The organism is Pseudooceanicola sp. NS-SX8 (assembly GCF_057380755.1).
In genome coordinates, this window is record NZ_CM170819.1 from 3,961,169 (window position 1) to 3,982,131 (window position 20,963).

At 66.7% G+C, this 20,963-nt stretch carries 17 protein-coding genes; 10 read left to right on the forward strand and 7 right to left on the reverse strand.

The annotated features are described in order from the left end of the window. Nucleotides 1-3: 3 nt before the first annotated feature. Both AC2IR1_RS18120 and rsmI read right to left on the reverse strand, forming a co-directional pair. The gene (locus tag AC2IR1_RS18120) at nt 4-393 is read right to left on the reverse strand and encodes a YraN family protein (RefSeq protein ID WP_486473371.1); all 390 of its coding nucleotides are present in this window, start codon (nt 391-393) and stop codon (nt 4-6) included. Between the two features lie 9 nt (nt 394-402). Then, entirely contained in the window at nt 403-1,260 is an 858-nt protein-coding gene (gene rsmI, locus AC2IR1_RS18125; RefSeq protein WP_486473372.1) for a 16S rRNA (cytidine(1402)-2'-O)-methyltransferase, read from the reverse strand. A gap of 103 nt (nt 1,261-1,363) precedes the next feature. Here rsmI and AC2IR1_RS18130 point away from each other — a divergent pair, with 103 nt between their 5' ends. The 4 genes from AC2IR1_RS18130 to AC2IR1_RS18145 all read left to right on the forward strand — a co-directional run bounded on the left by AC2IR1_RS18130 (nt 1,364) and on the right by AC2IR1_RS18145 (nt 8,604). Next, the gene (locus tag AC2IR1_RS18130) at nt 1,364-2,590 is read left to right on the forward strand and encodes a penicillin-binding protein activator (RefSeq protein ID WP_486473373.1); all 1,227 of its coding nucleotides are present in this window, start codon (nt 1,364-1,366) and stop codon (nt 2,588-2,590) included. A gap of 70 nt (nt 2,591-2,660) precedes the next feature. Beyond that, on the forward strand, nt 2,661-5,423 hold the full coding sequence (locus AC2IR1_RS18135) for a [protein-PII] uridylyltransferase (RefSeq protein ID WP_486473374.1): 2,763 nt from the start codon (nt 2,661-2,663) through the stop codon (nt 5,421-5,423). Continuing rightward, the gene (gene murJ / locus AC2IR1_RS18140; protein WP_486473375.1) at nt 5,420-6,970 is read left to right on the forward strand and encodes a murein biosynthesis integral membrane protein MurJ; all 1,551 of its coding nucleotides are present in this window, start codon (nt 5,420-5,422) and stop codon (nt 6,968-6,970) included. The genes AC2IR1_RS18135 and murJ overlap by 4 nt, the downstream gene beginning before the upstream one ends. 62 nt (nt 6,971-7,032) lie before the next feature. Beyond that, nucleotides 7,033-8,604 carry a phospholipase D family protein gene (locus AC2IR1_RS18145; RefSeq protein WP_486473376.1) on the forward strand — a complete coding sequence of 524 codons (1,572 nt, stop codon included), beginning with the start codon at nt 7,033-7,035 and terminating at the stop codon, nt 8,602-8,604. Here AC2IR1_RS18145 and AC2IR1_RS18150 read toward each other — a convergent pair whose 3' ends face one another. Next, nucleotides 8,605-9,297, reverse strand: a complete 693-nt coding sequence (locus tag AC2IR1_RS18150; RefSeq protein ID WP_486473377.1) for a rhomboid family intramembrane serine protease — start codon at nt 9,295-9,297, stop codon at nt 8,605-8,607. Between the two features lie 127 nt (nt 9,298-9,424). On the opposite strand from AC2IR1_RS18150, the gene trpS reads away from it, so the two are divergent. Together trpS and AC2IR1_RS18160 are read left to right on the forward strand one after the other, a co-directional pair. Beyond that, a complete protein-coding gene (gene trpS / locus AC2IR1_RS18155; protein ID WP_486473378.1) occupies nt 9,425-10,474 on the forward strand; it encodes a tryptophan--tRNA ligase in 1,050 nt (349 codons plus the stop codon). Nucleotides 10,475-11,054: 580 nt separating this feature from the next. Beyond that, the gene (locus AC2IR1_RS18160) at nt 11,055-11,921 is read left to right on the forward strand and encodes a branched-chain amino acid aminotransferase (protein WP_486473379.1); all 867 of its coding nucleotides are present in this window, start codon (nt 11,055-11,057) and stop codon (nt 11,919-11,921) included. 12 nt (nt 11,922-11,933) lie between these two features. Here the strand turns inward: AC2IR1_RS18160 and AC2IR1_RS18165 are convergent, their stop codons facing one another. The 3 genes from AC2IR1_RS18165 to AC2IR1_RS18175 all read right to left on the reverse strand — a co-directional run bounded on the left by AC2IR1_RS18165 (nt 11,934) and on the right by AC2IR1_RS18175 (nt 15,480). Beyond that, entirely contained in the window at nt 11,934-12,644 is a 711-nt protein-coding gene (locus tag AC2IR1_RS18165; RefSeq protein WP_486473380.1) for a GNAT family N-acetyltransferase, read from the reverse strand. Between the two features lie 127 nt (nt 12,645-12,771). Beyond that, entirely contained in the window at nt 12,772-14,076 is a 1,305-nt protein-coding gene (locus AC2IR1_RS18170; RefSeq protein ID WP_486473381.1) for a DUF1501 domain-containing protein, read from the reverse strand. A 12-nt stretch (nt 14,077-14,088) separates the two neighbouring features. Beyond that, the gene (locus tag AC2IR1_RS18175) at nt 14,089-15,480 is read right to left on the reverse strand and encodes a DUF1800 domain-containing protein (RefSeq protein WP_486473382.1); all 1,392 of its coding nucleotides are present in this window, start codon (nt 15,478-15,480) and stop codon (nt 14,089-14,091) included. A 131-nt stretch (nt 15,481-15,611) separates the two neighbouring features. Here AC2IR1_RS18175 and AC2IR1_RS18180 point away from each other — a divergent pair, with 131 nt between their 5' ends. The 4 genes from AC2IR1_RS18180 (at nt 15,612) to AC2IR1_RS18195 (ending at nt 20,083) form a co-directional block, all read left to right on the forward strand. Next, the gene (locus AC2IR1_RS18180) at nt 15,612-16,436 is read left to right on the forward strand and encodes a PI-PLC domain-containing protein (RefSeq protein ID WP_486473383.1); all 825 of its coding nucleotides are present in this window, start codon (nt 15,612-15,614) and stop codon (nt 16,434-16,436) included. A 550-nt stretch (nt 16,437-16,986) separates the two neighbouring features. After that, nucleotides 16,987-18,030, forward strand: coding sequence for a tartrate dehydrogenase (locus AC2IR1_RS18185; protein ID WP_486473384.1), 1,044 nt, complete (start codon nt 16,987-16,989; stop codon nt 18,028-18,030). Continuing rightward, the gene (locus tag AC2IR1_RS18190; protein ID WP_486473385.1) at nt 18,027-19,469 is read left to right on the forward strand and encodes an NAD-dependent succinate-semialdehyde dehydrogenase; all 1,443 of its coding nucleotides are present in this window, start codon (nt 18,027-18,029) and stop codon (nt 19,467-19,469) included. Before AC2IR1_RS18185 ends, AC2IR1_RS18190 begins: the two co-directional genes overlap by 4 nt. A 338-nt stretch (nt 19,470-19,807) precedes the next feature. Further along, nucleotides 19,808-20,083, forward strand: coding sequence for a hypothetical protein (locus tag AC2IR1_RS18195; protein ID WP_486473386.1), 276 nt, complete (start codon nt 19,808-19,810; stop codon nt 20,081-20,083). Nucleotides 20,084-20,170: 87 nt separating this feature from the next. Here AC2IR1_RS18195 and AC2IR1_RS18200 read toward each other — a convergent pair whose 3' ends face one another. Further along, nucleotides 20,171-20,440, reverse strand: coding sequence for a DksA/TraR family C4-type zinc finger protein (locus AC2IR1_RS18200; RefSeq protein WP_486473387.1), 270 nt, complete (start codon nt 20,438-20,440; stop codon nt 20,171-20,173). Nucleotides 20,441-20,963 lie beyond the last annotated feature (523 nt).

The window sequence follows — 20,963 nt, forward strand, 5'->3', positions numbered from 1 at the left end:
CCCTCAGGCCGCCATGCTCACGTTTTCGAGGATCCGAACCTGCCCTTGACCATCGACCAGAGCCACGTCGATGCGGATTTCGCAGAAGGGCCCGGCATGCTGCCCCGCGTAGGCCGCAGCCGCACGCATGATGCGGTTCAACTGGGACCAACGCACCCGCTGCGCCGCCTGATCGAAGGTCTTGCCGGCCTTGACCTCCACGAAGACGAGGCGCTCGCCTTCGTGAAAAATCAGGTCGATCTCCGCTCCCGCGCCGCGCCAGCGGCTGGTTTCCAACCGGGCACCCTGCGCCTGGAAATGCCGTGCGACACTCTCCTCAGCCGAAAGCCCCGCCAGATAGGCCGTGCGCCCGCGTTCCACACGTGGATTATGGAAGTCCAGAACATCAGCCATTGCCAGCCCTCAGCGTTTCGCCATCGCGAGCGCCATCTGGTAGACCTTGCGCCGGGGCAGATCGAAGCGGGCCGCGACCTCATCCGCCGCGTCGCGCACCGACAGCCTTTCAAGCGCCGCGCTCAGCGTCGTTTCTAGATCGCCTTCGTTAACATTGTCTGAATCTCCGCGGTCGATCAGGAGGACGATCTCTCCGCGCGGGGGATCGGTTTCGCAGCTGGCAGCGAGTTCGGCCAGGGTTCCCCGACGGATTTCCTCGAACCGCTTGGTCAGCTCCCGGCAGAGCGCGGCGGGGCGATCGGCACCCAGCACCTCTGCCGCATCGGCAAGGGCCGCGGCAATGCGATTGGGGGATTCGTAGAAGACCAGCGTCGCGCGGATGTCGCGCACATCCATCAGCGCGCTCCGACGGGCCCCGTGGGCCGAAGGCAGGAAGCCCGAGAAGAGAAACCTGTCCGTGGGCAGCCCGCCGAGGGTCAGCGCCGTGATCACGGCACAGGCCCCGGGGGCGGAGGTCACCGACAGCCCTTCGTCCCGCGCGGAATGGGCCAGGTCATAGCCCGGGTCCGCGATCAGCGGCGTGCCCGCCTCGGACGCATAGGCCACCGACTTGCCGGCCTCGATCTCCGCCAGCAGCCGGGGGCGCACCTTGCCGCCGTTGTGATCATGGTAGGCGAGCAGGGGCCTGTCGCCCAGGGGAATGCCGTGGATATCCATCAGCCGGCGCAGCGAGCGGGTGTCCTCCGCCGCCAGCACATCGGCCGAGGCCAGGATGTCGAGGGCGCGCAGGGTGATGTCCCGGGCCGTTCCGATGGGCACGGCGACGAGGTAGAGCCCCGCCGTCAGTTTGGCTCTTTCGGCATTCATCTCTGGACCCTCTGCACGATCAGTTTATTATTTCCGCGTATCACTTTCCTGCCGCAGAACGCCCGCCGGGCCGCACGTGGCCGCTGGACCCGAGGAGATCCCCATGTTCGCTCTTTTGAGCGCCGCCCGCAAGGCGCTGACCGGTCGAAGCCAGCCGGAGCCCCGCCGCTCGAAGGGCCGCCGCGCTCTCGTGCTCAGCCTGCCCGCCCTGGCCCTTGCCACGGCCTGCCAGCCGATCTCGATGGGGGGCACGGGACCCAGCATCAACACCTCGAAACCCGTCCCGGTCGCCCTGCTGGTGCCCAAGGGATCGGGCACCTCGGGGGACGCCATCCTGGCCGCCAGCCTGGAAAACGCCGCCCGTCTTGCCGCCTCGCAGCTGAACGGCGTGCAGATCGACCTGCGGGTCTACGACACCCAAGGCAATGCCGATGTCACCGCCTCGGTCACCAGCCAGGCGATCAGCGACGGCGCGAAGATCATCCTGGGCCCGGTCTACGCGGCCAATGCAAATGCCGCCGGTCGCGTTGCCGCGTCACGCGGGGTCAACGTTCTGGCCTTCTCCAACAACCCCGAAATCGCGGGCGGCAACGTGTTCATCCTGGGGCCGACCTTCCAGAACACCGCAGACCGCTTGACCGCCTATGCCGTGCGCCAGGGCAAGAGCCGGCTGGTCATCGTGTCGGGGCAGACGCCGGAAGGCCAGGCCAGCGCCTCTGCCGTGCAGACGGCGGCACTGCGCAATGGCGCCACGGTCGTGGACAGCGTCGGCTACGAGTTCTCCCAGCAGGGTGTCCTGGATTCGATCCCCTCCGTGAAGGCCGCGGCCGGCAACGGGGCGGCCAATGCCGATGCGATCTTCCTGACGGCGAACACGGCCGGCGCGCTGCCGCTCTATACGCAGATGCTGCCGGAGAACGGGCTGGGCAACGACACGATCCAGTACATCGGCCTGACCCGCTGGGATATCCCGCCGCAGACGCTGGACCTGCCGGGCGTTCAGGGTGGCTGGTTCGCCCTGCCCGATCCGGGCCTGACCGCGCAGTTCACCTCTCGCTACACCGCCGCCTACGGTGGCGCCCCGCATCCCATCGGCGGCCTGGCCTTCGACGGCATCGCCGCCATCGGCGCGCTGGTCCAGCAGGGCCGGTCGGACGCGCTGTCGGTTTCGGGCCTGACCCAGGGCTCCGGCTTCCAGGGTGTCGGCGGTGTCTTCCGCCTGCTGCCCGACGGCACCAACGAGCGTGGCCTGGCGATCGCCACCATCCAGGACCACAAGGTCGTGGTCATCGACGCCGCACCGCGCAGCTTCTCGGGCACCGGTTTCTGACCACCCGACCCACAGATCCCCGGCCCGGCAGGGGCCGGCCCGGGGTATACGGATCCTGAACGGACACCACATGGACAAGACCCTCGCGCTGCCGGACGACCTCATTCGTCCGGCGAAGGACATTCTGGACCCCGCCGCGCTGGAACGCGATCTCGACGCGATCCGCGCCGAGGAAAGCGACGAGGCGAAGGCACGGGCCCGCGTCGTGGCACGGCTGACCCAGGCCCGCAACGAAGGCGCGGAAGCGATCGCCGAGGCCTTCGCCAAGGAGCCCTTCGCCGCGCGCCGGACGACCCGGGCCTACACCTGGTTGACGGACTGCATCATCCGGGAGGTGCTGGCCCATGCACGCGCCAGCCTGCCGAAGGCCAAGGCCGACAAGATCGGCGATTTCGCCATCTGCGCCGTGGGCGGCTATGGCCGGGGCGAAATGGCCCCCTTCTCCGATGTCGACCTGCTGTTCCTGACGAAAACTCGCATCTCTGACGGGCTGGAAGCCCTGATCGAGGCGATGCTTTACGTGATGTGGGACCTGCACCTGAAGGTCGGCCATTCCAGCCGCACCATCCGGGAGTGCATCAAGCTGGGCGGAGAGGATTACACCATCCGCACGGCGCTGATGGAGAACCGTTTCCTGTTTGGCGATGCCAAGCTGGACGACGAGCTGAACGACCGGCTGTGGTCCGACCTCTTCAAGGGGACCGAGAAGGAGTTCGTCGAGGCCAAGCTGGAAGAGCGGTACAACCGCCACCAGAAGCAGGGCGGCCAGCGTTACGTCGTCGAACCCAACGTGAAGGAGGGCAAGGGCGGGCTGCGCGACCTGCAATCGCTCTACTGGATCGGCAAATATGCCCACGGCGTGCAATCCGTGTCCGACCTGGTCCGCCTGGGCGTCTTCACGCCCGAGGAATACAAGACCTTCCAGAAGGCCGAGGATTTCCTCTGGGCGGTGCGCTGTCACCTGCACCTGCTGGCCGGTCGTCCGCAGGATCAGCTAACCTTCGACATGCAGGTCCAAGTGGCCGAGCGCATGGGGTACAAGGACCGGGGCGGGCGCCGCGGGGTCGAACATTTCATGCAGGCCTACTTCCGCGAAGCCAATGCCGTGGGGGAGCTGACGCGGATCTTCCTGACCCAGATGGAGGCGGAGAACGTCAAGGCCGACGCGATGCTGGAGCGGGTCTTCCGCCGCAAGCCCAAGATCGGATCGCCCTACAGCGTGGTCCACGGCCGGCTGGCCGTGCCGGACGAAGAAGGTTTCCTGAAGGACCCGCTGAACATGCTGCGGGTCTTCGACGAGGGGCTGCGCACCGGCATGCTGCTGCACCCCGATGCGATGCGGATGGTGCATGCCAACCTCGACAAGATCGACGATCGCATGCGGGAGGATCCGGAAGCGGCGAAGATCTTCCTCGGCACCCTGTTGAAGCACGGCAACCCCGAACGCGCCCTGCGGCGGATGAACGAGGTGGGCCTGCTGGCCGCCTTCATCCCCGAGTTCGAACCGATCGTGGCGATGATGCAGTTCAACATGTACCACCACTACACGGTGGACGAGCATACCATCCAGTGCATCAGCAACCTGGCCCTGATCGAGCATGGCGACCTGACGGAGGAACTTCCCGTCGCCTCCACCATCCTCAACGAGGGGGTCAACCGCCGGGTTCTTTACGTTGCCCTGTTGTGCCATGACATCGGCAAGGGCCGGGAAGAGGATCACGCGGTCCTTGGCGCGAAGATCGCCCGCAAGGTTGCACCGCGCCTGGGGCTGAGCCAGGAAGAATGCGACACGGTGGAATGGCTGGTGCGTTACCACCTGCTGATGTCCGACATGGCGCAGAAGCGTGACCTGGCCGACCCCCGCACGGTGCGGGACTTTGCGAAGGCCGTGCGGTCGCGCGAACGGCTGGACCTGTTGACGGTGCTGACGGTCTGCGACATCCGCGGCGTGGGCCCCGGCACCTGGAACAACTGGAAGGCGCAGCTGTTGCGCACCCTTTACCGGCAAACCCGGCGCGCGCTGGAAACCGGCATGGAAGAGCTCAACCGCAGCTACCAGGGCCAGGAGGCGCAGCGCATGCTGGTCGAAAGCCTGAAGGGCTGGAGCCAGGAAGAAATCGACCGCGAAATCGCGCGGCATTACCCGCCCTACTGGCAGGGCCTGCATACCTCGACCCAGGCGGCCTTCGCAGAGATGCTGCGCGGCCTCGGGGTGGACGAGATCCGGATCGACCTGCATGCGGACGAGGATCGCGATGCGACCCGGGCGCTGTTTGCCATGGCCGACCACCCGGGCATCTTTGCCCGGCTTTCGGGATCGCTGGCCCTGGTGGGTGCGAACGTGGTGGATGCCCGGACCTATACCACGGTCGACGGCTATGCCACCGCGGCCTTCTGGGTGCAGGATGCCGAGGGCAGCCCCTACGAACCGACCCGCCTGCCCCGCCTGACGCAGATGATCCACAAGATCCTGCGCGGGGAGCTGGTGACCCGCGAAGCCATGGTCGACCGCGACCGGATCAAGAAGCGCGAGCGCGCCTTCAAGGTGAACACCTCCGTCGCCTTCGACAACGAGGGGTCGGAGATCTACACGATCATCGAGATCGACACCCGGGACCGCGCCGGCCTGCTCTATGACCTGACGCGAACCCTGGCGACCGCCAACGTGCAGATCTCTTCGGCGGTGATCGCCACCTATGGGGAACAGGTGGTGGATACCTTCTACGTGAAGGACATGTTCGGGCTGAAACTCTTCTCCGACGCCAAGCAGAAGTCGCTTGAAGCCAAGCTGCGGGAAGCCATCGCCGCCGGCCAGGAAAGGGCCAGATCTTGAAGCCAATCCGCCTGGTTGCCGGTGTCTTCACCGTCGGGCTGTGGACGATGCTGAGCCGGGTGCTGGGGCTGGCGCGGGATATCATCCTGCTGGCCACCCTCGGCACCGGGCCCGTCTACGAAGCTTTCGTGGTGGCCTTCCGGCTGCCCAACATGTTCCGCCGCTTCTTTGCCGAAGGGGCGTTCAACATGGCCTTCGTGCCGATCTTCTCCAAGAAGCTGGAGGCAGACGACGGGCCGGAGCGTTTCATGAACGAGGCCTTCGCCGGACTTGCCGCCGTGCTGATCGTGCTGACCCTGCTGGCGCAGGCGACGATGCCCTGGCTGATCCTGGCGCTTGCCTCTGGCTTTGCCGGGGATGAGCAGTTCCCGCTGGCCGTGACCTTCGGCCGGATCGCCTTTCCCTACATCCTGTTCATCTCTCTCGCGGCGCTGCTGTCGGGGGTGCTGAACGCCGCCGGGCGCTTTGCCGCTGCGGCCGCCGCGCCGGTGCTGCTGAACGTGCTGCTGGTCGGCACCCTCCTTCTGGCCGGGCCGCTCGGGCTGGACATGGGACATGCGCTGATCTGGGCCGTTCCCGTGGCGGGCGTGGCGCAGCTGGCGCTGCTGTGGATCGCGGCCAGCCGGGCCGGGTTCCGCATCCGCGCGGTCCGGCCAAGGCTGACCCCGGACCTCAAACGCCTGATCCGCATCGCCATTCCCGCCGCCCTGGCCGGGGGCGTGGTGCAGGTCAACCTGCTGGTGGGTCAGCAGGTCGCCAGCTACTTCGACCGCGCCGTGGGCTGGCTGTTCACGGCCGACCGGCTCTACCAGCTGCCCCTGGGCGTGGTGGGCATCGCCATCGGGATCGTCCTGCTGCCGGACCTGTCCCGCAGGCTGAAGGCCGAAGATGCCGACGGGTCCCGCAGGGCATTGTCGCGGGCGGGCGAACTGGCGTTGGCGCTGACCCTGCCCTGTGCCGTGGCGCTGGTGGTGATCCCGCTGCCGATCGTTTCGGTTCTCTTCGAACGTGGCGCGGCGCGGCCCGAGGACAGCCTGGCCATTGCCCAGGCCGTGGCCGTCTACGGCCTGGGCCTGCCGGCCTTTGTCCTGCAGAAGGTGCTGCAACCGCTCTACTTCGCGAGAGAGGACACCCGGCGCCCGTTCAACTACGCCCTGATCGCCATGGTCGCCAATGCCGTGGTCGCGATCGGACTGGCGCCGGTTCTGGGCTGGATCGCCTGCGCCCTGGCCACCACGGTGGCGGGCTGGGTCATGCTGGGCAACCTGGTGCTGGGCGCCCGCCCGATGGGAGAGGTCGCGCGGTTCGACGACAGGTTCCGCCGCCGGGCCCCCCGGATCCTTCTGGCCTCCCTAATGATGGGCGCCGCCCTCTGGCCTGCGAAGCTTGTCCTCGCCCAGTGGCTGGGGAGCGACTACATCCGGTACCTCGCCCTGGCGATCCTCGTCATCGGCGGCGGCGCCTTCTACTTCGTCATCGGCCCGCTGATCGGCGCATTCCAGCTCAACGACTTCACGGGAGCGGTGAAACGACGCAACCGGGCCTGAAACCGGATCGCCACGCCGCGCGTTGGATAGGCACCTGCAACCGCTGATGAGGCGAAATGGGCATGCCCAAGGACACCGAGCTTTCCCCGCGTGTGAGACCGCTGGTCACCGCGGCAGAGATGTTTCCCACCCTGGAAACCCTTTGCCTGGAGGCGCGGGATGAATTGCTCATGTCCTTTCGGATCTTCGATCCGCAGACCCGGTGCCGCAGCGATGCGGCAGAGCAGCTGGGCCTGAAGACCTGGGCGGATCTTCTGGCCCACGTTGCCGCACGCGGGGTGAAGTTGCGCCTGCTGATCGCGGATTTCGACCCGCTGTTCACGCCGGATCTGCATCGCGCCGCCTGGGACAGCGGCACCGGCTTTGGCCACCGCCTGATGGCGCGCGCCCGGCAGGAAGAAGGCGAAGAAGACGGCAGTGCGGAGTTCCTTGGCGCAGAGGTGCTGGTCGCCCAGCACGAGGCGCGCTCCGCCCCGCTGTGGAAGGCCGTCTTCAACAGCCGCATCCGCAAGGCCCTGGAAGCCCTGAAGACACGGTCGCCGGATCGCCTGACGGCGCTGCAGCTGCAGGCGCTGAACGGACGGATCAGGCTGCGCCCGGCAACCCTGCACCAGAAGTTCGCCGTGGCGGACGGCAGGCGGGCGATCATCGGCGGGATCGACGTGGACGAACGCCGCTGGGATGACGAGGATCACGACCGGCGGGCCGAGGATACCTGGCATGACGTCTCCGTCGAAGTCCGCGGCCCCGTCGCGGGGGAGATGCGCCGCCATTTCGCCGAATGCTGGGACCGTGCAATCGCCGGCGGCGCCGCGCGGTTCGCGGCCGAACCGACCCCGGTCAGCGCCTCCGGCCCCCTGCCCCGCAAGGTGCATAGCGCCATGGGTCCACGCCTGTTGCGCACCCTGTCGCGCGGGCGCCGCGGTGTCCTGTCCATCGGCCCCACCCCGGACGTGGTCGAACATGAGGATGCGCATCTGGCCGCCTTCGACAGCGCGCAGCGCTTCATCTACATCGAGTCGCAGTTCTTCCGCCACATGCCCCTGGCCCGGTCGCTTGCCCGCGCCGCACGCCGTGCGCCCGATCTGAACTGCGTTCTCATCCTTCCGACGGAGCCGGAGCGGGTCATCTTCGAAGGCGCGAAGGGGGTCGATGCGCGGCACGAACAGGCGCTGCAGCTGCGTTGCCTGACGCATCTGAGGCAGGCCTTCGGTGATCGGCTCGCCGTGCTGGCCCCGGCCCAGCCGCGCCCCGCGCCGCGCCACACCCGGATGCCGCTGAACGGCGCCGGGGTGGTCTACCTTCATTCCAAGGTGACCCTGGTGGATGACACCCTGGGCATCATCGGCTCTGCCAACCTCAACGGCCGGTCGATGCGGTGGGACACCGAGGCCTCGCTGCAGTTCCAGGATGCGCAGCAGATCAGCGCGGTCCGGGAACGCCTGGCCCGCAGCTGGCTGCGCGGGGCCGAAGACAGTATCGACATCCATCGCGCCGCCGACTGGATGGCCCTGGCCGAGGAAGAGGCCGCGCAGCCCCCGGAGGCGCGCCGGACCTACCTGCAGCCCTGGCCGATGGAGCGGAACCGGAAATTCTCCCGCTTCGTCCCGATCCTGCCGGCCGAGATGTTCTGATCAGCGGTGGCGCAGCTTCTCTCTCAGCCGGGACATGCCCCCCGGCAGCAGGAGCGGCGCCAGCGCGAAGCCCAGAACGAACCCCGTCAGTTCGGCGATCCAGCTGTGCCCGGTCTGGAAGAACAGACCGAAGAGCAGTTGAAGCCCCATCAGGAACCCGATCAGGCGGAAGGCCATCAGCTGGTTCTGCCCGACGGCGCGCATGTAGACGGAAAGCATGTAGCTGTAGGCGCCGATCAGGCCGTAGGCCGGGGGAAAGGCACCGTAGAGCCATTCGCGCGATGGTGCGAAAAGCCCGAAGACCAGCGCGCCGCCGATCGTCGTGATGACAAAGAGCGCCGCGAGCCCTGCGGGTTTCATCGCTTCGCCCACGAACTTGCCGAGCGCCAGGAACATCACGCCGGAAATCAGCGTGGACTGGAAGCTGGCGTTCACGAAGGGATAGGTGATGAACCGCTGCAGCAGGTGCAGCGACGTGTCCCCGGTGCTGAACAGGTACTGCATGAAGGCGGGCGCGAAGGCGTAATCCTGTAGCGCCGCCGTGCGCCAGCCTACGGCCTGGGCCCCGCCGATCAGCCCTGCATTGCCCAGGGAAAAGATCCCCTCGATCGCGACGATCACGATGAAGATCACAACGATCACCGGCGAAACCGGGTTCACCGGGCTCTCGTTCGGGCTGTGGTCGTCGTACATGCGCGTTGGTCCTCTGCTCTGGTCCCCGGGACGGTTGGCTGCACCGCATGCGCGGTTGACGCCCCTTTGGGGCATGGGTAAGCCAGCCCAGGCACGATTACCAGACGCCGCTGACAGGAGTGCGGAGATGTCCGACGCAAGCGAGACCACCACCAAGCAATTCCAATCCCGGGTTTTCTCGGGGATTCAGCCCTCTGGCGGGCTGACCCTGGGCAACTACCTTGGCGCCATGCGGCGGTTCGTGGAATGGCAGGAACGTGGTCTGAAGGAAGGCTTCGAAACCATCTACTGCATGGTCGACCTGCATGCGATCACCGTCTGGCAGGATCCTGAAAAGCTGCGCTTCCAGACCCGCGAACTGGCCGCGGCATATATCGCATCGGGCCTCGATCCTGAAAAATCCATCCTGTTCAACCAGTCCCAGGTGCCCGAACACGCGCAGCTGGCCTGGATCTTCAACTGCGTCGCCCGCATGGGCTGGATGCAGCGGATGACCCAGTGGAAGGACAAGGCGGGCAAGAACAGCCAGAACGCCTCGCTGGGCCTCTTCGCCTACCCGGCGCTGATGGCCGCCGACATCCTGATCTATCACGCCACCCATGTTCCCGTGGGCGAGGACCAGAAACAGCACGTGGAGCTGACCCGCGACATCGCGGCCAAGTTCAACCATGACTACGGGCAGGAATTCTTCCCGCTGACCGAGCCGGTCATCGAGGGCACCGCCACCCGCGTCATGAGCCTGCGCGACGGGTCGAAGAAGATGTCGAAGTCCGATCCCTCGGACATGGCGCGCATCAACCTGACCGACGATGCGGATGCCCTGGCCAACAAGATCCGCAAGGCCCGCACCGATCCCGATGGCCTGCCCTCCGAAGCGGAGGGCCTGGAAGGCCGGGCCGAGGCCCGCAACCTGGTGACGATCTATGCCGCGCTCGCCGGCATGGACGTGGCGGGTGTGCTGTCCGAATTCGGCGGCAAGCAGTTCTCCGAATTCAAGCCTGCTCTGGCGGACCTGGTGGTCGACAAGCTGGCGCCGATCTCCACCGAGATGGCCCGCCTGATGCAGACCCCCGACGAGATCGACCGCATCATCGGCCGCGGTGCCGAAAAGGCCCGCGCGATTGCCGAGCCGATCCTGAAAGACACCTACGAAATCGTGGGCATGATCCGGTCCTGACACCGGCAGATCGGGCAGACCCGGCAAACCCGGATCAAGCGAAATGCGAGAGGGGCACCCTGGGGTGCCCTTTTTCATGTCCGGCCAGTCATATCCGGCTATTCAGGCCCCCCCTGTCACACCCGGCGTCAGGGCCTGCCGCGCATGCGCCGGATCGGGCCACGATCCCGCACGATTGATGAACCTGGACGAGGCTGGATGACCCGCGCCGTGGAAGGCCCTCCTTGAGGATGCTATCCCGCTGTGAACGGGCGCAGCCGGCATTCTGCGGCGCGGATTGCCCGCTGGTTGGGCAAAGCCACGCAGCGCCCGGCCCGACAGCCCCGCGCCCCTCCGGCGCCCGGCCCATGTTCACGGAACTGTTTCAGAATCTGAATAGCGTCAGGTTGTGCTTGGGGTGCTGGAGTTCCCCCCCGATTTCCGGATCCCCTGTTCCTTTTTCCCAAAGTCCTTTTCAGAACCAAATCCCCGGCCCACTGGGCCGGGGACGTTTTGCGCGCCAGCGCACAACACGTGGCGCCCCCCTTTCCTCCCCCTGCGCAAAGGTCTATCCCTGCGCCGACAGACGCAGGAGACGGAAATGGCAGTCGAGACTCATACCTATTTCGAAGGCAGCTGGCACCAGGGCGACATCGCCGTGATGAAGGCCGGTGACCACGGTGCATGGCTCGGTTCCACCGTATTCGACGGCGCGCGCATGGTGGATGGGCTGATGCCCGACCTGCGGCCCCACCTGGAACGCGTCAACCGCTCTGCCAAGGCAATGCTGATCGAACCGACCCATACGGTCGAAGAGATGATCGAGATGGTGCTGGAGGGCCTGAAGCGTTTCCAGCCTGGCGAGGCCGTCTACATCCGCCCGATGTACTGGGGCATCACCGGCGAGGCCTCTGTCGTGGAGCCCTGCTACGGCGGCGGCACCGGGTTCTGCATGGCCCTGGAAGCCCTGCCGATCCCGCCCGCGGATAGCGCGGCCACCCTGGGCAAGACCCGCTTCCGCCGCCCGACGCTGGACTGCGCGGTGACCAATGCCAAGGCCGGGGCGCTTTACCCCAACAATGGTCGCATGCTGGCCGAAACCCGCGCGCGCGGCTTCTCCAACGCGCTGGTGACCGATATCGCGGGCAACGTGGCCGAAAGCGCCACGGCCAACGTCTTCATGGTCAAGGATGGCGAGGTCTTCACCCCGATCGCCAACGGCACCTTCCTGTCCGGCCTGACCCGCAAGCGCCACATCTCCAACTTCCGGGCCGATGGCGTGACCGTGCACGAAGCCGTCCTGACCTACGAAGACTTCGAGAACGCGGACGAGATCTTCCTGTCCGGCAACTTTGCCAAGGTCACCCCGGTCGTGAAGTTCGAGGACAAGACCTACGAGGTCGGCCCCCTGACCAAGCGCGCCCGCGACCTTTACTGGGACTGGGCGAAGAGCGACTTCAAACTGTAAGCGAAAACGGCCTCAGACCTCCGGGTCCGAGGCCACCCGGACCAGCCGCGTGAGATCCGAAAGGCGCTCCCGCTGCTGGCCCTCCCCGTCGAAGTTCGACGGGCTCAGCCAGACGCCGTAGGCCTCTTTCAACGCGGGCCAGTCGCCGTCGGTGATGGCGAACCAGGCGGTGTCGCGGTTGCGTCCCTTCACGACCATGTGCTGCCGGAACACCCCTTCGAAGCTGAACCCCAGCCGCTGCGCCGCCCGGCGCGACGGCAGGTTCAGCGCGTTGCATTTCCATTCGTAGCGCCGGTATCCGGCGGAAAAGGCCCAGTTCATCATCAGGACCATGGCCTCGGTCGCCGCGGGCGTGCCCTGCAGGGCGGGCGCGAAGGTGATGTTGCCCACCTCGATGGAGCCGTTGGCCGGCACGATGTTGAGGAAGGAGGCCACGCCGCAAAAGCCGCTTGCGCGGTCTTCGATGGCGAAGAAGACGGCGGCGCCTTCCTCTGCGGTGCGAACCCAGCGGTGAAACTGCGGGGCGGAATGGAAGGGGCCCACGGGCATGTAATCCCACAGCCAGTCCTGATCATCGAAGGCACGATGCAGGAAGGCGGCATGGGCATCGGCGCGCAAGGGCACCAGGCGCACGCGCGGACCTTCCAGAACCAGATCGCGCGGCGGCACGGGCGGGGCCTGCCAGTCCTTCACCGGCGGGCCCATGGGGCGGTCCTGGGTCATGCTACGTCTCCCTCTGTCGGCCCTGTCCCGGGGCCGTCCGACCCGGTGAGGTTAGGGAAAACCCCGGGCCATGGGAAGGGGCGAGCCGCGCTTCATCCCGGAATTCAAGCACTTGCCGCAAGGCGCGCTACAGGACGAGCCCTGCGGCCCCCGACATGTCCAGCCCGGGGAAAACGCTGCCTTCTAGAACCGCGCGATCAAGTCCGAAGAGCCCCTGCATCACCCCTGCGGCCTGGGCCCGCACGTCCGAGGTCGGCATCAGGTCCCGCCGGGCATAAAGGGCGGCTTCGGACAGGCCGGGCCAGGCCCCCGCCACCTGGCCACCCCGCAGCGCGCCCCCGGCGTAGAGCATCAGCCCGGCGGTGCCGTGATCACTGCCGCCGGTGCCGTTGAGCCGGGCGGTGCGGCCGAATTCGGTCATCGCGATGACGCCTGTCTTCTGCCATGTCGACCCCAGTTCCTCCCGCAGGGTGAGGATGACCGAGGCGAGGTCCTCCAACGGGCGGACCATGGTGCGGTGCTGCACCGCGTGGGTATCCCAGCCGTTGATCGAGAAGGTGGCGATCCGCGCCTCCGCCTTCAGCTTTTGCGCGGCGAAGCGGGCCAGTGCGTCGTATCCCCCTGCCCCGCGGGCACTTTTGGCGGCATCCGACAGCATCTGCCGGGCCTTGCGCGCGTCAGCTTCGGTCATGGCCGCCAAATCTGGCCCCATATCGCCCGCCATGCCGTCTTCGCCCATCATCTGCATCATCTGGGCCATGTCGGCACCGCCGTCGGCCATGGTGGAGGCATCCACCAGGCCGGAGAGCAAGAGAGCCTCCCCCAGGGCATCGCGGAAAAGCGGATCCTCGTGCGTGACCAGCTCCAGCAGGCGTTCGGTTTGCGACGACAGGGTCAGGGCGCTGTCGGGCGACCAGTTGGAGACCGGGGCATCCCCGCTGGTCAGCAGCATGTCGGACCGGCCAATGGCATAGGTCGTTTCCGAACGGATCCCGGGCACGGCCTGCAGCATCCGGTTCAGCCAGCCATCATGCGCCTGCCCGACGCCGGCGGTGCCTGCTTCCAGGATGTCCTGCCCATCAAAATGGCTGCGCTTGTCGCGGTAGGGGGTGGAAACGGCGTTGACGAAGCCGAGCTCCCCCGCCTGCCAGAGCGGCGCGAGGGCGGAAAGCGCGGGATGCAGTTCGTGATAGCCGTCAAGCGGCGCGCCACCGGAGAGGCGATCGGGGCGCAACGCAGCGAAATCCGGGTCGCCCACGGGGCGCAGCGCGTCCAGCCCATCCATGGCCCCCCGCAGGATCAGCACGACAAGCCGATTGTCCCAGGGGGCGGAGGCAAAGCTCATCGGGGTGATCAGGGGGCTGGCCGCCGCGGAACAGCCAATGAGCGCGGATCGAACCAGGAAAGCGCGCCTGTTCAAGGTGTTGGTCATCCTGCTCTCCCGTCACATGCGCTGAAACGCGGGGGCGGCGAAGGCCACGGCGAGGCCTTCGGCACGGGTCTGGGCGGCAGAGACCGCGAAGGTCAGCGCCTGCGGTGCGAGGGGGCCAAGCGCAGAGGTGAGCACCTCTCTCGGATCGGGGAGTTCCTCCAGCAGGAGGAGCGGCGCGGAGGTCAGCCATTGCAGGCGGGCCGCGTAGCGCTGTGCGGTGATCCAGTCCGGATCCGCCTCGGTCCAGCCATCGGGGCCGACCGGCGCCTCCCAGGGTTGGCCCATCTGATCGAGCGGCGCGGAGATGCCGATGCGGAAGGCCCTTTCGTCCCCGAGGGGAAGGTTTTCGACCGGCACCTGCAGGGCACGCAGAACGGACCCCATGAAATCCACCGGCTGTTTCACGTTTCCGCCCAGGGGGTTGGCCCAGGAAGCCGGGTGATCCAGCATGACGGCATAGACCTCTGCAAGGTGGCTTTCGGTTTCCAGGTAGCGGGCGGCCATCGCCTCCACCAGGTCGTCGGGCGGGCTGTCTGAGACGAAATGCACCGCGAGCTTCCGCGACAGATGCCGGGCCGTGGCCGGGTGCAGGGCGAGGTCGTGCAGCGCCTCCGAGACCTCCCGGAGGGAGGCGACACGGGCCCCGCCATAAGTCTTGCCCATCACCGTTTCCGCCCCCGGTTCGGCAAAATCGGGGTTGAAGGCAAAGCCCTCCTCGAAGGTGAAAGTCAGCCCCGTGAGCAGTTCCGCCAGCTGGCGCACATCGTCCTGCGTATAGGGGCCACCCACGCCAAGCGTATGCAACTCCATGATTTCGCGGGCCAAATTCTCATTGATCCCGCCCTTGTCGTTGCGCCTCTTGATCTCCCTCGCGGCAGGGCCGATGGAGTTCGCCTGATCGAGGTAGTGCAGCATCATGGGCGCGGTGGCGACGGCCTGCAGCATGTCGGAGAAGCGTCCTGCGACATGGGGACGGATCGATGTCTCGGTAAAGGGCGCGACGCCGCGGCGCAGCAGGCCGAACTTTCCCTGCACCGTGAAATGATCCGCCCAGAAGGCCGTCAGACGTTCGCGGAACCCGTCCCCGGACAGCGCGCGACGCGCCAGCATCAGGGTCACCCAGTCGGCGCGGGCCTTGCGGGCGTGTTCGTTGAACTTGTTCTGGATCTCGTTCGCGCGCTTCCTCTCTGCCTCTGTCTTCGCCTGCCGGCGCGCCTTGTTCAGGGCCGGAGCCTGGGCGAGACGTTTCTGGAATTCCGGCCAGGTTTCAATGGGATAGTCCTGCGCGGCCCGATCCGGCCCGGTCAGGCGCGACAGGATTTGACCCGCCGAAGCGGCCGGCGCCACCTGCGGGGAAAGGCCGGTGCCGAAGCGGATCTCGGCAAGGTAGGGATCGAAGGCCATGGGCAGAGTCGCTCCGTCTGTCGGCACAGTTTAGCACGGCTCCGCCGCTGGGGGAGAGGATCGCGGGGATGTTACATTGCCGCGCCATAAGGGATGCACACGATTGCAAGACACCATTGAAAGACCTGCCCATGCTGACCCTGCCCCGCCTGATCACCGCCATTTGCCTGCTTGCCGCCACCGTTCCCACCGCCGGGGCCGCCCCCGTCGCATTGGTCAGTCACGCCCATTCCCATAATGATTACAGGCAGATGCACCCGCTGGACACGGCGTTGGAGATGGGGTTTGCCTCCATCGAGGCGGATATCTGGCTGCAACCGGACGGCACGCTTCTGGTTGGTCACACGGCCAAGGACGTGGTGCCGGGGCGCAGCCTGCAGGCGCTGTACCTGGACCCGCTGCGCGCGCGGATCGCCGCCAATGGTGGCCATGTTTATGAGGGGGATGACCGGCCGGTGATCCTGCTGATCGACCTGAAGTCCGACGGTGACGCGACCTATGCCGCGCTGAGCAAGGTCCTGGCGGAGTACCAGGACGTGATGACCTGGTGGGAGGGAGACGAGGCCCATCCCGGCGCCCTGCTGCCGGTGATCACAGGCAACATGAACCGGCTGACCATTGCCCGCGAAAACCCCCGCCGCGCGGCGATTGACGCCAACATCAAGGATTCAAAGACTATTTCCCCAGCCCTGACCCCCATGGCCAGCGAAAAATGGAGCAAGATGTTCGACTGGGACGGGGAGGGAGAGATGCCTGCGGAGGAGCTGGAACAGCTGCGCGAAGCGGTCCTGATGGCCCATGCGGCGGACCGCGTGCTGCGGTTCTACGCCACGCCGGACAAGCGCGGCCCGGCCCGCGACAGGCTGTGGACCCGCCTGCTGGATGAAGGCGTGGACCTGATCAATACCGACGATCCGCGCGGCCTGCGCGCCTTCCTGGACGCCCGTGATCAGTGAGCTGCCGGGCGTGCGTATGAACGACAGGTAAAGGCTGCGTTTCCAACGTCGGTACTGCAGTGCAGCGAAAATGGCGGAAAACCTAGGTTAACAGCGCTTTGATGCCGAAATCGCAACGTCGGTATCACGTCGGTATTGCGTCGGTATCGCGGCGGTGCAGAAAGGGCGAAAACGGGGTGCGTTAACGCAGCGCACGCCGGGTCCGGTTGCCTGCCGCCGGGTGCCGCAGGGGCCGCGCCGCGCGCCCTGCGGCCTGCGATCCCGTGACGTCGGGATGGTCGTCCCATGGCATCGGTGGGATGGTCGGCACGCCCCCCAAAAGGCAGGTCGGAAGACGCAGCAAAGACGGGGCCCGGGCCGGGGAGGAACCGGAGCCCGAAACGGCGCCGGATCCGGTGGACCGGCGCGGCGAATGCCGCCCAGCCCCGGCAGCAGGATCTGCCGTGGCCCGTGCGAAAAAGGCGCCTTCTGCCGCCCCCTGCCCCGGATTCCGCGACTTTCACCCCCGGCCATGTGACAGCATGACCGTGACAGCCAAAGAGGACACCCCATGACCACGCACAAGATCGCCCTCATCCCCGGCGACGGGATCGGCGTCGACGTCACCGAGGCGACGATGCAGGTGCTGAACGCCGCCGCCGCGAAGCACGATTTCGCGCTGGAGGCCGAGACCTTCCCCTGGTCCTGCGAATACTACCTGGAAACCGGCACGATGATGCCCGAGGACGGGATCGAGACCCTGCGCGGCTTCGATTCCATCTACCTGGGCGCCGTGGGCTGGCCCGAAACGGTGCCGGACAGCGTTTCCCTGCACGGGCTGCTGCTGCCGATCCGCAAGGCCTTCGTCCAGTATGCCAACATGCGGCCGCACCGCCTGCTGCCCGGCGTGACCGGGCCGCTGCGCGCCGAAGGCTTTGACATCCTGTGCATCCGCGAGAACACCGAGGGCGAATATTCCGGCGCCGGTGGCCGCGTGCACGTGGGCACCGAAAACGAGGTGGCGACCGAGGTCGCGATCTTCACCCGCGCGGGTGTCGAACGCATCCTGCGCTTCGCCTTCGACCAGGCGCGGGCGCGGCGGGGCAAGCTGTGCTCCGTCACCAAGTCCAATGCGCAGAAGTATTCCATGGTCTTCTGGGACGAGATGACCCGCGAGATCGCCAAGGAATACCCCGATGTGACCGTGACGCCGATGCATGTGGACGCGATGGCGGCCAAGATGGTCATGGCGCCGCAGGACCTGGACGTGGTCGTGGCCTCGAACCTCTTCGGGGACATCCTGACGGACCTGGGCGCGGCGATCCAGGGCGGGCTCGGCTTTGCCGCGTCGGCCAATATCGCCCCCGGCGACACCGGCCCGTCGATGTTCGAGCCGGTGCATGGCTCCGCCCCCGACATCGCGGGCAAGGACATTGCCAACCCGATCGCCGCGATCTGGTCCGGCGCGATGATGCTGGAACACCTGGGCGAGACCGCCGCCGCCGCCGCCGTTCTGGACGCCGTGGCGCAGGCCACCGGCCAGGGCATCGGCGTGACCCCGGGCGGCCACTCCACCTCTGAAATCACCACCGCCATCCTGGAGGCGCTCGCATGACCCTGACGCTCAAAGACCCCAGCCTGCTGCGCGAGGCCGCCCTGATCGACGGCACCTGGATCGAACGGGCCGACATGGACGTGATCGACCCGGCCACCGGCCTGGCCCTGGGCCAGATGCCCGACTGCACCGCCGAGGAGACCGAGGCCGCGATTGCCGCCGCCGAGACCGCGATGAAGGCCTGGAAGCAGACCACCCATGCGCATCGCGCCGACGTGCTGCTGGAATGGCACCGGCTGATCCTGGAAAACGCCCAGGACCTGGGCGCGATCCTGTCGGCGGAACAGGGCAAGCCCCTGGCCGAGGCCGTGGGCGAGATCGGCTATGGCGCCAGCTTCCTGCGCTGGTTCGCGGAAGAGGCGCGGCGGATCAACGGCAAGATCATCCCCTCCCCCGTGGCGGGCAAGAAGATCCTGGCGCTGAAGGAGCCGGTCGGCGTCTGCGCGATCATCACGCCCTGGAACTTCCCCAATGCGATGATCACCCGCAAGGTGGCCCCGGCGCTGGCCGCGGGCTGTGCCGTGGTGATCAAGCCGTCGGATTTCACCCCCTATTCGGCGCTGGCGCTTGGCGTTCTGGCCGAGCGGGCGGGGATCCCCGCGGGCCTGATCAACGTGCTGACCGGCCGGCCCGAGGTGATCGGTGCGACGCTGACCGCCTCTCCGGTGGTGCGCAAGCTGTCCTTCACCGGCTCGACCCGGGTGGGCGCCCTGCTGGCGGAGCAATGCGCGCCGACGCTGAAGCGGATGAGCCTGGAGCTGGGCGGAAACGCGCCCTTCGTGGTCTTCGACGATGCCGACCTGGATGCGGCCGTCGAGGGCGCCATGGTGTCGAAGTTCCGCAACGGCGGGCAGACCTGTGTCTGTGCCAACCGGATGCTGGTGCAGTCCGGGATCTACGATGATTTCGTGGCCGCCCTTGCCGCGAAGGTCGATGCGCTGAAGGTCGGCCCCGGCACCGAGGACGGCGTGGACATCGGCCCGATGATCAACGCCGCCGCGATCGAGAAGATCACCGCCCATGTCGAGGATGCGGTCTCCAAGGGGGCCGAGGTGGCCACGAAGCCGCGCAACCTGACCAACCAGTACGCCGATCCGGTCGTCCTGCGCGGCGCCACGACCGAGATGCGCCTGGCCCAGGAAGAGACCTTTGGCCCCGTCGCCCCGATCTTCAAGTTCGAGACCGAGGAAGAGGCGCTGGAGATTGCCAACGGCACGCCCTTCGGCCTGGCGGCCTATTTCTACACCCGCGACATGGCCCGTGCCTTCCGCTTTGGCGAGGCGCTGGAATTCGGGCTGGTCGGGCTGAACACCGGCGCGGTGAGCCATGCCGAGGCGCCCTTCGGCGGCGTGAAGGCCAGCGGCCTGGGTCGCGAAGGTGCCGAGGAAGGCATCGAGGAATACCTGGAGACCAAGGCGTTCCACCTCGGCGGTCTCTGAGCCGCCCCCTACTCCCTGTCCCGGCTCCCGGGACAATCGGGTGGCTTCCCCCTAGGCTGCCCGAACTGGCCCGCGCCCCCGGCGCGGGCCCTTTTCATGTCCGCCCGCCTGCTCCGCAATCAGGCCCGCCACAGGGCTGCGAAACCCGCCCGAACGGGCCATCCGGGGGCCATTCCGGGGGGCCTGGATGACAAAGGCAGTCACACTCCGTCCGGGGCGCCCGCGGCGCTTGCAATGCCGCCTGCCAGGCGCCAAGTCTTTCTCAAGACAACGGAATACAACGAAATTTTCCCAAAGCCCCGCACGGAAGTGAGCCGTGCCAACCCAAAAGGTGACACATGAAAAACCTCGTTCTTGCCGCCCTCGGTGCCGCAGCTTTCGCAACCACTTTCGCCGCCCCGCAGGAGGCTTCTGCCCGGTGGTACGACATCTGCTACAACGCCCAGTCCGGCCACTACGACCAGGTCTGCGCCAACCGCCAGTCCGCGGCCGAGGCACAGCGGCATCGCCGGGAATACAACAACGGCCATTACACCAACTACGGCTACACCGGCCTGCCCGGCCAGATCCGCCCCATCACCCCGGGCGTGATCATCACCCGCGGCACCTACTGAGGTTCCCCCGAGGCAGCAGCAGGCAACGGACCCCCGGCAGAGATGCCGGGGGTCCTGTCATGTCCGGCCCCGTCCCGGGCCGGGGGATCATTTCAGCTGGCTGTCCTTGGATCCGCGCCGGTTGATGCCCCCACGCTGCGCGGTCCGGCCATCGCGTTCGGCCTGGCAGTCGATGCAGAGCTTCACCCCGGGGATCGCCTTGCGGCGCGCTTCGGGGATGGGTTCCTCGCATTCGGCGCAATGGGTCAGGCTTTCGCCCTGCGGCCCCTTGCGGGCCTGCATGCGCTTCAGCTCATCACTGATCGAGGCTTCGATCTGTTCGCTCACCGCGCCATCGCGCGCCCAGCCGCCTGCCATGGGAACCTCCTGAAGGGTGATCGGGAAAGCCTAGCAAGGGCGCGTCCGGCTGGGAAGTGGCTACGACTAAGGTCGCGAGCAGTCGCGCCCGCCTTGCTTTACCATCGAAATATACCAGAGGATTCCTGACTGCATTGTACAGAACGGAAGACTTTGAATTGCTCAGAATGAACTGCAAAAGACTACGCCCTTTCACCGCACCGTTGCTTGGCATCCTGTTCCTTTCCGGATGTGCCAGCGCCATAATGGAGGGCTATGTGGGCAAGCCAATCCAAGAACCGATGCTCGACTATGGACCACCAACGCATGTCGTAGAGCTCGGAGATGGAAGAAAGGCCTTTCAATGGAGGATTGAGGACACCGGCATCATGCCGATTTCATCTCCCTCCTCTTCGACATTCTACGGGCCTTCAGGCGTTGCGACGGTCTCGACGACCACGACAAGTTACATTCCCTATAGCAACAGCTGTCTCTATACGCTTACTGCGAAACCTGTCGCTGACACCTATGTTGTGGACGGCTT

Coding starts and splice junctions, on each gene's coding strand:
- AC2IR1_RS18120 (WP_486473371.1), bottom strand. CDS start 393: ATGGCTGATGTTCTGGACTTCCATAATCCACGTGTGGAACGCGGGCGC.
- rsmI (WP_486473372.1), bottom strand. CDS start 1,260: ATGAATGCCGAAAGAGCCAAACTGACGGCGGGGCTCTACCTCGTCGCC.
- AC2IR1_RS18130 (WP_486473373.1), top strand. CDS start 1,364: ATGTTCGCTCTTTTGAGCGCCGCCCGCAAGGCGCTGACCGGTCGAAGC.
- AC2IR1_RS18135 (WP_486473374.1), top strand. CDS start 2,661: ATGGACAAGACCCTCGCGCTGCCGGACGACCTCATTCGTCCGGCGAAG.
- AC2IR1_RS18145 (WP_486473376.1), top strand. CDS start 7,033: ATGCCCAAGGACACCGAGCTTTCCCCGCGTGTGAGACCGCTGGTCACC.
- AC2IR1_RS18150 (WP_486473377.1), bottom strand. CDS start 9,297: ATGTACGACGACCACAGCCCGAACGAGAGCCCGGTGAACCCGGTTTCG.
- trpS (WP_486473378.1), top strand. CDS start 9,425: ATGTCCGACGCAAGCGAGACCACCACCAAGCAATTCCAATCCCGGGTT.
- AC2IR1_RS18160 (WP_486473379.1), top strand. CDS start 11,055: ATGGCAGTCGAGACTCATACCTATTTCGAAGGCAGCTGGCACCAGGGC.
- AC2IR1_RS18165 (WP_486473380.1), bottom strand. CDS start 12,644: ATGACCCAGGACCGCCCCATGGGCCCGCCGGTGAAGGACTGGCAGGCC.
- AC2IR1_RS18170 (WP_486473381.1), bottom strand. CDS start 14,076: ATGACCAACACCTTGAACAGGCGCGCTTTCCTGGTTCGATCCGCGCTC.
- AC2IR1_RS18175 (WP_486473382.1), bottom strand. CDS start 15,480: ATGGCCTTCGATCCCTACCTTGCCGAGATCCGCTTCGGCACCGGCCTT.
- AC2IR1_RS18180 (WP_486473383.1), top strand. CDS start 15,612: ATGCTGACCCTGCCCCGCCTGATCACCGCCATTTGCCTGCTTGCCGCC.
- AC2IR1_RS18185 (WP_486473384.1), top strand. CDS start 16,987: ATGACCACGCACAAGATCGCCCTCATCCCCGGCGACGGGATCGGCGTC.
- AC2IR1_RS18190 (WP_486473385.1), top strand. CDS start 18,027: ATGACCCTGACGCTCAAAGACCCCAGCCTGCTGCGCGAGGCCGCCCTG.
- AC2IR1_RS18195 (WP_486473386.1), top strand. CDS start 19,808: ATGAAAAACCTCGTTCTTGCCGCCCTCGGTGCCGCAGCTTTCGCAACC.
- AC2IR1_RS18200 (WP_486473387.1), bottom strand. CDS start 20,440: ATGGCAGGCGGCTGGGCGCGCGATGGCGCGGTGAGCGAACAGATCGAA.